The 13,166-nt window shown below is 40.8% G+C and carries 7 protein-coding genes; 5 read left to right on the top strand and 2 right to left on the bottom strand.

The window, feature by feature from the left end:
* Positions 1–40 precede the first annotated feature (40 nt).
* From BN1691_RS06750 to BN1691_RS06735, 4 genes are all read left to right on the top strand, one after another.
* A complete protein-coding gene (locus BN1691_RS06750) occupies positions 41–589 on the top strand; it encodes a VanZ family protein (protein ID WP_048601460.1) in 549 nt (182 codons plus the stop codon).
* 129 nt (positions 590–718) lie between these two features.
* On the top strand, positions 719–1,471 hold the full coding sequence (locus BN1691_RS06745) for a WecB/TagA/CpsF family glycosyltransferase (protein WP_048601459.1): 753 nt from the start codon (positions 719–721) through the stop codon (positions 1,469–1,471).
* A gap of 164 nt (positions 1,472–1,635) precedes the next feature.
* On the top strand, positions 1,636–2,760 hold the full coding sequence (locus BN1691_RS06740; protein ID WP_048601458.1) for a glycosyltransferase family 4 protein: 1,125 nt from the start codon (positions 1,636–1,638) through the stop codon (positions 2,758–2,760).
* A 533-nt stretch (positions 2,761–3,293) separates the two neighbouring features.
* Entirely contained in the window at positions 3,294–7,109 is a 3,816-nt protein-coding gene (locus BN1691_RS06735) for an S-layer homology domain-containing protein (RefSeq protein WP_048601457.1), read from the top strand.
* Positions 7,110–7,211: 102 nt separating this feature from the next.
* On the opposite strand, the gene BN1691_RS06730 is transcribed toward BN1691_RS06735, so the two are convergent.
* Both BN1691_RS06730 and BN1691_RS06725 read right to left on the bottom strand, forming a co-directional pair.
* Positions 7,212–7,778, bottom strand: a complete 567-nt coding sequence (locus BN1691_RS06730; protein ID WP_048601456.1) for a hypothetical protein — start codon at positions 7,776–7,778, stop codon at positions 7,212–7,214.
* A gap of 379 nt (positions 7,779–8,157) precedes the next feature.
* Positions 8,158–8,823 (bottom strand): YigZ family protein, encoded by a 666-nt coding sequence (locus BN1691_RS06725; RefSeq protein ID WP_231638359.1) that lies wholly within the window; start codon positions 8,821–8,823, stop codon positions 8,158–8,160.
* Positions 8,824–9,332: 509 nt separating this feature from the next.
* On the opposite strand from BN1691_RS06725, the gene BN1691_RS06720 reads away from it, so the two are divergent.
* Positions 9,333–12,854 carry an immunoglobulin-like domain-containing protein gene (locus tag BN1691_RS06720; protein ID WP_082147047.1) on the top strand — a complete coding sequence of 1,174 codons (3,522 nt, stop codon included), beginning with the start codon at positions 9,333–9,335 and terminating at the stop codon, positions 12,852–12,854.
* Positions 12,855–13,166 lie beyond the last annotated feature (312 nt).

Below are 13,166 nucleotides of genomic sequence, written 5' to 3'. Positions count from 1 at the left end.
TGTGGATTAGAGTAAATTTTAGATACGAGGAATTATGGCGATGAAGAATGAGAATAAACATGCTGTTCAAAAACGTTCATATGGTCGGAGGAGCTACTTCTGGTGGCTTCTCCTCTTATTCTGGCTGGGCGTCATCTTTATCTTCTCATCACAGCCCTATCAGGTCCAGGATATTCGTCCATTCTTGGCACAGCATGTGGATCGGGCTTGGGTGGAAGCGAAGCTAGGGGATTGGACATTCATCTATGAAGGGCGAGAGATCAGCATCGCAACACGAGGAGTGCCTGCTTTTCTGGAGTTTTTGATCCGCAAGGTAGCGCATATCGTGGCGTTTGCCTTTCTAGCCCTTGTGACATGGCTGATCTTACAGCGATATTGGCCACGCTTAGGCTGGCGTACCTATCCCGTCGCTTTTTTTCTAACCATCCTGTATGCTATCCTCGATGAATTGCATCAGTATTTTACCCCTGGACGTCTTGCCTCTTGGACCGATGTGATGATCGATGGAGCAGGCGCACTGGTCATCTTAATCATCATCGCATTGATTCAATTCATAGGCTGGTTTATTAGCGGTTTCAGAGAGAACTGATAACAGATTGGTAACCTTTTCATATATTGTGCGTCTAATCAAGTGGATGCACGAGACGGTTCGATAAACGAAACAACGAAATAAATAAACATCTAGAGATGCAGATGCTGATGTAAAGGAAGATTTGTGATGGTGAATAATAAACAGGCAAGCCACCATGGAGGCTTGCCAACCACTTTGATTCTAGATATCCCATTTTCCACCCTCACCTTTGCTGAGACGGTGGATTGGTGCACGCAACGGATTGAAGCGAAGGAAGCCACCCATGTGGTGACAGCCAATCCGGAGATCGTGATGATGGCACAACGAAATCTCTCATTTCGCCGGATTTTGCAGGAGGCCGAGATGGTGACACCGGATGGGATCGGGATTGTGATAGCAGCCAAGTGGCGCAACCAGCCCATCTATGAACGGGTGACTGGTTACGACCTCTTCCAAGCACTTCTACAGGTGGGTGAGACGAAGGGTTGGTCAGTCTTCCTGCTCGGTGCCTCTCCCGATGCCAATACAGGAGCAGAAGCGAAGATCAAAGAACGTTTTCCCGGTGTCCGTGTAGTGGGACGGCAGCATGGTTACTTTCCTCCTGAAGCGGAAGGAAGGATTGTGGAACGTATCCAAGAGGCCAAGCCCGATCTCCTGGTGGTGGCCATGGGAGCACCTCGGCAGGAGGAGTGGATCGCTCGCTATCGTGAGGAGCTTCCACCGATGCTGATGATTGGTTTAGGGGGAAGCCTTGATGTCATGGCGGGGAAGGTGAAGCGGGCACCGCAATGGGTGCAGTCCATTCATATGGAGTGGCTCTATCGTCTGCTGAAGCAGCCTTCACGCTGGAAGCGGATGCTGGATCTCCCACGTTTTCTCTATCATGCTTGGAAAGAGTGAGACAATAGCAGAGCTGGCATCAAGTATAAAATCAAGTTGAATCTTTATGACATTGGTGGTTTAATAGATAAGGCAGGAATGCTAGATAATAGAACCAATTTTCAGTGGTATTTTTCAGCGGTATTTTCAGTGGGAAAAGGAGACTTAAACGAGGTGTTACGTATATGACGGCACTCTATTGGGGAATATTTTTCCTAGCTTTAGCCATTGCCTGGGTGGTCACACCATTGGTCAAGCGCTTAGCATTAAAATGGAAGGTTGTATCCTATCCCAACGCGCGGCGTGTTCACACGTCTGCGATGCCACAGATGGGGGGCTTGGCCATTTTCATCGGGGTAACGGTGGCCTTTATCTATATTATGCTCCACCCCAATCTACCTTATTGGCATGAAGCGATCGGTATCTTCCTTGGTAGTACAATTGTGTTGATTACAGGTATGATCGACGATAAATATCAGATTTCACCACGGAAGAAGCTGCTCGGGCAACTCCTAGCTGCGACGGTCGTGGTGGTATCTGGACTGAGCATTGATATGGTGAATCTACCATTCAATGGTCGCTGGGATTTGAGCTGGTTAGGCATCCCCTTCACCATTCTCTGGATTGTGGGGGTTACCAATGCCATCAACCTCATCGATGGATTAGATGGATTAGCAGCCGGTGTCTCGGCCATTGCTACCGCCACCATGCTAATCATGGCTATTCTGATGGGGAATGTTGTAGTTATTCTCTATGCCTGCGCATTGCTCGGTGCAACGCTCGGCTTTCTCTACTTTAACTTCCATCCCGCGAAGATCTTTATGGGAGACACAGGAGCACTCTTCTTAGGTTTCATGCTTGCCTCACTTTCCGTGTTAGGCTTTAAGCATGTTACCTTCTTCTCCTTCATCATCCCGATCGTCATGCTGGGCGTACCCATTTGGGATACACTCTTTGCCATCGTACGACGGAAGTTGAATAATCAGCCGATCTCCATGGCAGATAAGGGACATTTGCATCACCGTCTCTTACAGATGGGCTTCACCCATCGGCAGACTGTCTTAATTATCTATGGGATCAGCATGGTCTTTGGCTTGAATGCCATTATCTTCTCTGTTTCCACCCTTTGGGTGGCGCTCACCATGTTGGTGGTGTTACTCCTTGGAATCCAGTTTAGCTCGGAGATGCTAGGATTGTTGAGCCATCATCGTCCTCTTCTTAGCTTGTTGCATCTGGAGCATCTAGCACGGCAGCCCCATGTAACGGCAACAGCCACTGCACATGGGCAAGGAAGCGGACAGAAGAAGTAACTTTGTTGAAGGAATCGTAATATCGTAATCATTTGGAAAAAGTCGTTTAAATGAACATGTTCATAGGCTGGAATCCTTCAGAGGATCCAGCTTATTTTTGTGGCAAAATATAATACGAAATGCCTATATATGACCAACAGAACATAAGATTAGCACGAAACCCAAAACTTTTTTATTAAAAAGGCGTCAATAAATGTAGAGGAATGGGAAATCTTACATAGGAAAGTTGAAGCAAGTAGGATGATAGAACTGCTTATAGTTGCCCTTCATTCTGCCGATAAGAGTAATAGTCTGTTAAACAAGCAAGAGTAAGGGAAACGGGGAAAAGGAGGAAACTCGGCGGTGTTGTCTCTACGAAAAATAAGTAGTCAAGAATAGGACTATGATTCTATATGTTTAAAACATAGAATTTGAAGCTACTAAAGAGTTCTTCATATTCTCCACTAGATTATGTATGGCATATTCGACCTGTAAAGATGTAATCGTAAACCATCATTAACAGTGTAAGCCTGATACAAAGGAGGAAACGGTGAATGAATACATGGAAAAAATCAGCGATCCTAATGTTAGTATTTGCACTTCTGGTAACGATGATCCCACCATTGCCGAAAGTGCAAGCAATCACAGGAGCAATTACAATTGACCAATATGGTGTAGCCAATAATATCATGCCACCAATGGAAAAAATCTCTAAAATAACAACACCTTCAATCACTATATCAGGGAATATTCAAGGAATCACCGAAGATGATATACCTTATCTCTATTATGTGATCGAACAGGTGAATGAAAGTGGAACCCTTGTTGAAGGGAATCGAATCTTTGTAAGAGATAATCCAGCGAAGATTCCAATGGAGAATGGTGTATTTGTTAAAGACCGATACGAGTTTGATCGCGTCCAACTCTTTGAAGGCGTCAACAAAATCACTGTACGTTATGAAAAACAGGGAACGATTCAGGAATCGCAACCAGGTTACGTTATTTTCCGAGCAGCACCTACGCTTTATGATTTGAAAGTGAACGGTCAAGAATGGAAGGCAGACAAGCCTTATCCTGAAACTGCCGAAAGTAACACTGCTGTTGCGATTGAAGGGAAAGGTGAGAACCTTCAAGAAGTATGGGCTAAAAACACAAGTGATCCTGAAAGAGTTGTAAAGGTAGATCCTAGCAGGGGACAATTTTACTTCAATGCAGGTATCAATCCTAACTCATCTTACATGTTAAGGTTATATCCTGGTGATAACTACATCACCTTAACAGGTCGAGGCATTGGGGAAGATATGTATGCCTTAGAGCGAAATTTAATCTATAACACAGGAGCATATTCTTACAATACAAAAATTGCTCTAGATACAAGTGAACAGCTCCTAGCACAGCAGCCTGCTTTCAATACTGAATTTGCCACTGATCCTATTCAATTTAAACTAAATACGGATGTTCGAGTCCCTTTTACAATCGATACCAATGGCAATAAAACAGCTAAGTATACCGAGGTAAAAGTCTTTATCAACGATGAAAATGGCACGCCTATTGATATTGCTTTAACAGGCGGAACATCATATGAACTATACGAAGAATTCAAATTAACTGATGTAAGCATACCAATTCATAAAAATGACGTTGATGCCAAAGGAAATGTGAAATTGATTGTGAAGTTTGATGATAATAATAAACGAATCTATCCTTTTCAAATCATTAAAAATGATCAACTATACATTACTAACGCAATTGCAAATGGCACATTCCTACAAGATGGTAATATCAATTTGCTAACGAAAACACCCGTTGAATTCAAGGTTCACGTGAGCAAAATTCAACTTGGTACTGATAAGAACTTTACCGTCAAGGTAGGTATTGATAAAGCGATATTGGATGATACCGACAAAGTAGATCCAACGCTGATAACAGTAAATGAAGAAGATAGTTACTATGAAATAAAATTTACTGACTCTGAGAAGTTTAATAACTTGAGCGAAGGACTGCACAAGATAAAGATCCAAGTATCCAATGGTACTAAGACAGCAGAACTCACCTATGATGTGTCCTATACACCAATTCCATACGTAATTTTCAAAAGTCCCTATGCAAATCAAACCTTTAGCGAAGAAGGGAATATCACCAAGATTACTGGTTACATCATGAATTTCCCTTACGATAGTACGGTTGAAGAAAAGATTACATTGAAAGTGGGTTCATTTACTAAATCACTAAAAGAACTCAAGGGCTTAACAGGGTATAAATTGGAGTCAAGAGTGGATGGTATATATTTTGAGATACCTACTACAAAAGCAACATGGGCCACAGGTGATGGCGAGCTATTTAATAAACAAGGTAAAACAAGTATCGCCTTCAATTTCTACAGTGACACAGAACGCAAAAATGTAATCGCAAAAAGTGGAATTGACATTTATATGTTCACCACGAAAGTACCACAGTTTGTTAATGTCATGCCAATTGATAATAACACCCCTGCAAAATTCGTTAAGGGGAATAGACCAGGCGTTTATCATACGACAGAAGATTATATTGCCCTTCAGGGGGATGCAATTAATATCAAGTCATTGAAGATGGTAGTACGTAAACCTAATGCCAAAGAAGAAAATTACTACTTTACATCTTCAAAATACTTTTCTAGCAAAGAAATAGATTTGAAAAAATACGATGCTGTAACCGATGTAAAAGGATTTCAAACTTACCTAGATAATAATACATCGAGACCTCATGACGAGCGCGCAAAAGTGAAGCTTGCACCTACTGGCACGACCATCATTGAATTGATTGCAGAGAATGACGGATTAACAACAATTCAGACCATTGAAATCGTGAAAGAACCACAAACCTTCCGCGTCATTGAACCAGATCTATCAAAGAGCAATGTTGTCACAACGAACATTCTCCGGGTTCGTGTTCAAGCTGAAGGTGCCGATAAAATCATTTTCAACAAAAAAGAAGCCAAAAAGGTTGTAGGGGAAACGGATGTATTTGAATTCTACACCAAGGAATTGAAAGCGAATAAAACCAATAAGATTAAAGTAGATGTCATGCGTGGAGAAGAAAAGCGAAGCGAAGAATTCGAAGTGATTTATGCAGACAAGGTTGTACCTGGAGCGCAGTATTGGACAGAATTTAACGGTACAATCAAAGCTCATTCGAATATGGTTCAAATTAACGTACCCAAAGGAACTTTCCTGCGTCGAAATGATATGAGCTATACCAATTACTATTTAACACCTGAAAGACAATTAGTCATCGCAATTGCTGACCAAAAAGATGGGCAAGTGAATCGAGATGGATATTCACCTGACCATGGTAGAGGAGCAGACTTACTCCAAGAACCTACCGAACGATTCTTCCCTATCAGCCCTCTATTCTGGATTGATGCAGGCTATATTGAGAAGCCAAGGGATGAAGAGCATGATATTACCGAAACGATTCAAGGATCTGGCACCTTACCATATGAGGGTAGAGCATTCTATGATCGAGAGTACAAAGATTTAATGGTCCCTATCACGGATAATGGTAAAGAAGTGAAATTGACCTTACAATATGATGAAAAGATCGTCGATAGTGGTTGGCCATATGTAACGGTGTATCACTTCCACTATTATCGTGACCATCGTGGTATTCCGGGATGGAGATGGGAAAACGTTGGTGGTGTCGTAGATCCGAAGAAACACACCATTACTGTACCAATTAAGGAATTTGGATACTATCAAGTCATGTATATGCGTCGCAGTTTTGAGGACGTAATTAGCCATCCATGGGCGCGTAATAATCTTGATTTGATGTACTCAAAGGGTTACATGAACAATGCAGCTAAGAACTTGTTCTTACCGAATGAGACTATCACTCGTGGAGAATTTGCTACATTGCTTGTTAAAGCATTTGAAATTCCATTAGATTATGAGGGCAACTTAACCTTTACAGACGTATATCCTTCCGATTACTCAACACGTGGGCTATATGATTATAAACGAATTGAAACAGCTGCACGGGCTGGTATCATCCGAGGAGGACTGGATGGACAGTTCCAACCTCGAAATGAGATTACTCGTGAAGATGCAGCAGTCATGATCGCAAGAGCAGCGAAAATCAAACTGGATTCCATTGAAAAGGCAAAACCAAAACTCGTAAAGCAATTCACAGATGCAGGAAATATTGATGACTACGCAGCTCCAGCAGTTCTATCGGTTGTTAAAGCGGGCATGATGGCAGGGAAACCACATGCAGCGAAAGAAGGAGAAAAGAGCAAGTTCTACTATGAACCCCAAGGGAAATTAACACGTGCAGAAGCTGCAACGATTGCAGTGAACGTATTAAGCAACGCGAAGAGAATTCCAAAACAATAATAAAAGTGAACAGAGCACAAAAGGGTGACTCCATTCAATCACATTTAGCGATTGAATGGAGTCACCCTTACTCATTCTCCTATGTATACCTCAACCTATGTTCTAGAAGATCTCATGCCTCATCAAATCCTCATAATACCTCGCAATCGTAAAATGCGGATTATCAACGATGGTAGTATGATACCGATACAACCAATCCACATTCATCATTAATTCATCGTTCAATTGCGCTTTCATCGATGTAACCCTCTTCGAGACATCTACCAAGTCCCCCTCGTGATAGAGATCTAGAAGTGGTTCTAACTCTCTTTGTGCACAAGGATACCACTTGTATAAGGTGCTGAGTGAATCAAAAAATAAGCAGAAGGCAAAGTCATCATAGCTGTGGAACTGAATCAAACGATTCTCATGCATCTTCTCTGCACTGGTATACCAGAATTGCAGGTAGAAGTAGTATTCTTCATCAGTGAACTTCTTGCCTTTGTTCATCATGACCATTTCGTGCCAGGTGGGATACTCCCCATATTCTCGAAAGAGCTCTTCCCAATGTGCAAGTTCCGCAGAGTTCCACCCATGTGGATAATCCTCTACTTTATATTTAAAGGAAGAGGGTATGAAGAGCTGACGTTCAGCGAATTCCTCTAGTAGGAATGGTACACGACGATTCATAGAATTCACTCTCCTTCATCAACAAGTACAATGGTAAGCGACTAGATGATATCTACAATGGTACATTGAAGATATTACCATAAGTTGAACTTTAAATATACATTGATTATACAAAATAAATATATTAATGTTACAAAAGCATGAACTTTGCGATTCAATCCGAGCTAATAGCCAGCAACCAAACCTATAAGTCACCTCAACGAGAGCGTAGTGTATTAATGAGGTCAATCAATGAATTGGTTCTATTCATCCACCCTGTACCATAAATAAAAATAACGGACATTCACTTGTCCGTTATCTGCCATTAATCACGTATATAACCGGTAAGAGCCTACGGTTCACTAGACAATGTTCCTACTACATATCTTGCAATCTTCGCTCAGGAGAGATCATGCTCATGTGGATTCACTTCCACATCCACATAGACCTCTTCCATTTCCTCGATAACCGCCTCACCATTGGTCAACTCCAGCATCCAGTCGTGGAAGCTCGCTTCTGTTCCACTAGGAACTGCCACAAGATAGCTCACCTTCTCTAAGAAAATGGTCTCCTGTACCAGGGTCCCTGCCTGCCGATATTGATGATCCAGCTTACCCTGCCAATGATAATCCACCGTCACCTTCACCAGACGATGTCTAGTTCGCTCTATCACACCAGTAGCCAGAATACCAGCTGTTGTCGCTTGGCTATAGGCTCGAATCAATCCACCAGCGCCTAGCTTAATCCCGCCGAAGTAGCGAGTCACCACCACAGCGGTATCCTTTAAGCCCATCTTCTTAATCACTTCTAGGATGGGCTTCCCAGCTGTCCCAGAGGGCTCGCCATCGTCATTGGCCTTCTGCTTCTCATCATGCTCTCCCACCATATAGGCAGAGCAGTTATGGGTGGCATTCCAATGCTTCTTCTTAATCACTTCAATGAACTGAATGGCGTCCTCCTCGGTCTCCACATGAGCCACATAACCGATGAAGCGAGATTTCTGGATGATGATTTCATCCTCACCTTCTGGACGTACTGTACGATATTTCATTAATTGGTACATCATATGTATCATAACCTCCGATTCCCAAGGATAAATAGGCGCAACTTTTCATATTCAGGTCACGTCTAACACTCTAGAGAAAAGCAAGAAAAAGTAAATTGAACATCTTCAATACGTACTCTACGATTCATGCTGAAAAAAGTTCTTTTTTAGCGAAAAAACTTGCTAGTAGAGCAGGGATTCCTATTCTGACAACGAAATAGGTAGGAAGAAGTATTGATTTTATTATGAGAAAAAGTTCTCATAAGCGCAACTTTTGATTCTCCTATGCGTTTAAGGATATAGAAGAGAAGTGTAGATAGCAAGGCAACATTTTAATATAGTAAACCACTTAACCTCTTTACGTCGCTGCAGAAAATGGATATACTTAAAGACATGTCCATTCTGCAGGTTTTGCTAGTTTTTGCTATTGGTTATCAACTTTCTGTATTCTATATAGAATACAGAAGCTCCTATAGAAATAGAGATAGAGATAAAAATCTCGCTCATCTCGGGAAAGGGGGTGCGTACATATGAGAGAACAGAGCACTACAAACAATATCTTTCAACCGAAACATGTTAGAGGAGGAGAAACGAAAGTTATGAAGGCTATGAAAAAAAGTATTCTCACATTTCTTGCATTCGCGCTAGTCTTCACCATGGCTATGCCAGCTTTCGCTGCTAATGTGGCAACAGGTGCACAATACAGCGATATCGAAAATGCTGACGTTGCTGATGCTGTGAAGGTTCTTTCTAGCTTAGCAGTATTACAAGGTTATCCAGATGGCACATTCAAACCAGACAACTCTATTACTCGTGCAGAATTCTCTGCTGTAGTAGTTCGTTTACTTGGCTATGAAAAAGCAGCTCAAGCAGCTGTGGGTAAAACTCCATTTAAAGATGAAGTTCTTCCATGGGCTTCTGGCTATGTAAACATTGCAGTTCAACAAAACTTGTTAACTGGTTATCCAGATGGCACATTCCGTGCTAACCAACCTGTTACACAAGCTGAAGCATTAACAATCTTAGTTCGTGCACTAGGCTACAAAGCACTTGCTGACAAACAAGGCCAATGGCCATACAACTACATCGTTATGGCTGATTCTATTGGTTTAACTGAAGAACTTGATGGTGTAGTTGCTAACCAACCAGCTAATCGTGGTTTCGTAGCTCTTGCTTCCGAAGCTGCATTAACAGTTCCAAAAGCAATTGCATCTGGTTTTACAATCAATGGTGAAGTTAACTATGTTGTAAGTGGTACTCAAGGTACTAAAGAACAAACCATCTTAGCTAATGACCTTAAATTTGTATCACAAAAAGCTATCGTAACTGCTATTCCACGTACTGATAGCAAACTTGATGATGATGAAATCAAGATCGCTTATAAAGATGCAGATGACAAGAACGTTACTAAGACTGTAACTGTACCAGCTGGGTTCGACTTTGAATTGGCATTTGGTACTGAAACAACTTTTTACCTTGATAACAGCGAAGTCGTATATGCTAAAGCTGGCGATGTATTATACGATGCTGTAAATACTAAAAATATTGCTGACAAAAAGGTTAAATTAGTTGATGCAGACAAATCATATGAGTTTGCTGACAAAGTAACCGTTTATATTGATGGTAAAGAAAAGGACATTGAAGATTTAACAGTACTTAACTATGAATATGGAAAAATTGCTCTAGATAAGAGCGATGATATTCGTTTCATCGAAGTATACAGCTTGCCTAAATATCTTGTAGTTGAAGAAACTAAAGATGATGTTGTATACAGCTATGGTGAAACTCTAGATGTTGAAGATTATACCATTGTTAAAGATGGTAAGACTGTAAAAGCAGAAGACCTACAACAAGGTGATATCTTCTTCTACAGCACAACAGCTGAATTTGCTGAAGTATTTAATAACACTGTAACTGGTGAGATTTCTCATGTATTCACTGATGGAATCCGTGTAGACAGTGAAGACTACTCCTACGATAAAGCTGTGTATCTAGATGAAGATAAGCTTAGCGAATTTGGTGAAGACCAAGCTAAGGCTATGAAAGAAGAAGGCGAAGTTACAGTCTTCTTAGATCGTCTAGGCGAGATGGTATTCATCTCTGGTGATCTTGGTAAGGTAGCAACATCTTCTTTATACTCCGTATTAAAAGAAAATGTTGTTAGTGACACAGAACTAGGAAGAGATATTGCCGCAGTCGAAGTTGTTAAACCAGATGGTAAATCTCAGTTATTTAAGGCAGATTCTAAAACAGAGTTTAAAAACGGTGCGGTAACAACATATGCAAAAGATTTCCCAAAAAATATGAATGTTGCAACACCTGGTTTTGAAAAGAATGATATTGTCAAGTTAACAGTTAATGATGAAGGTAAATTAACTAAAGTCGAAGTTATTTCTGGAATTTCAGTTACAGAATTTAAGGTAACTTCTACTTATGCTTCTGGAAAGAAACTACAAGATTCCGCAGTAGTTTATCTCGTTGATGGAGATAAGTATAAAGTATTCAACTGGGCTGACGCTAAAGAATATCTAAGCGTTGTTAAAGCTGGTAAAGTATATTTTGATGCTAACGATCGTGTAGTTGCAATGCGTGTAACAGATAGTGATGCAGCTGATTCTTACAAGAATTATAATGCTTATGTAAGTGATGTTAAGAACCTTACAGGTGGAAAACAACAAATTAAAGTTGTTATCGATAAGACAAAATATGAATTTGTTGTTGATGCAACTCCTGTAGTAACAAAAGGTTCTGTAATTGTTCTACAGGTTAATGATAAGATGGACGCTGCAAAAGTTAATACAAATGCAGAAGATGCGGTTGTTAAGATTACAGGTAAGGTAAGTGAAGATCCAAATCTTCGTACTAACACTGTTAAGATTGATGGTGTGACATACGAATTTGTTTCCAATGCTTACATTTATGATGTAACAAACAAAAAAGCAGTTGAGTTACGTACTCTTAAAGATGGCGATGGAGTTGAACTATATCTTGTAAAAGGTACAACTCGTTTCGTTAACGTTGCATTGGTAACACCAGGTGAAGCGCCAAAAGATAACATTACTTCTGGTGTGGTAACTTATATTGACGAAACTCTAAAAGTTATTTATGTAGACGGTGTTCCTTATGTTTATGGAGCAGGTTCAATGGTTAAATCTCCAAAAGGTAGTATCATAGCAGTTGGTACAAATGGATTTGAAGCAGCAGGAACTTACGAATTAGCTATAAATGATGAAGTTACAGACATTAAAGTTACAGATGGTGTTATAACATCGTTAGTTGCTAATAAGATTGCTACTGTACAAACAGCAGCAGTAACTAATGTAATTAACCTTCTTAACGCTGATGCAATGAATCCAGCACATGCTACATTTAACACTGGTGGAGAAGTTGCAACAGCAAGATTAGCATACGATGCATTAACAGCACCAGCACCAGCACAAAAAGACTATGTTACAAACTATGCTAAGTTAACAGCAGCAGAAGCAGCTGTAGCATCAGCTGATGCTACAAATTTAGCAGCAGATAAAGCAGCATTAGCTGTAGGATTTACAGCTGGCGATTCTGCAACAAGCGTAACAGGTAATGTTTCATTACCTGCAGGTCCTCTAACTAAAGGCACAACAGTTACTTGGGCATCAGATGATGCAGCAATAACTGCGGCTACGGGTGTTGTAGCAAGACCAACTTATACAGCTGGAGATAAGACTGTAAAATTAACAGCAACTCTTACTAATGGAGCTGCAACAGATACTAAAGTATTTACAGTAGTTGTTAAGGCAGCGGCTATGAATGATGCTGAAAAGGTAGCAGCAGACAAGGCAGCATTAACAATTCCTGGAGACTTAAATAATGTAACAGCTAACTTAACATTAGCAACAACAGGAGTAAATGGCTCAACAATTTCTTGGGCTTCTGATAATGCAGCTGTAAGTACAGCAGGCGTGGTAACAAGACCTGCTGGAGCTGACATAAGAGTTAAATTGACAGCTACTATTACAAGTAATGCAGAAAGTGATACAAAAGTAATTGAAGTAATAGTTAAAGGTCAATAATCAAAAACTAAAAAACTAGAGACACCTAACAAGGTTCTCTAACCAAAGAAGAACCCCAGCGGAGTAAAATCCAAAGGGGTTCTTTTTTTAGTTGGCAGGGTTAAGTGGCAGGGGGGGGTTTTATTTGGTGATGGACTATTAACATTTACACTAAAATATATTTACACCCGGGGATAAAAAATAGCACCCTAGTGGACTGGCTCATTGACTGACATGAGCTTGTCTGCCGGGGTGCTTTGTTTGCAAAATATTCACACCACCAGGTGGGAGTGGGTGTTAACAACCAGACCTAAAAGCAAAACAAACCAATCA

Origin of the sequence: Rubeoparvulum massiliense (assembly GCF_001049895.1) — a bacterium.
In the GTDB taxonomy this organism is placed as follows: Bacteria; Bacillota; Bacilli; order Rubeoparvulales; family Rubeoparvulaceae; genus Rubeoparvulum; species Rubeoparvulum massiliense.
The sequence above is the reverse complement of the archived record's forward strand: the minus strand, read 5'-3'. Positions and strand labels throughout refer to the sequence as shown.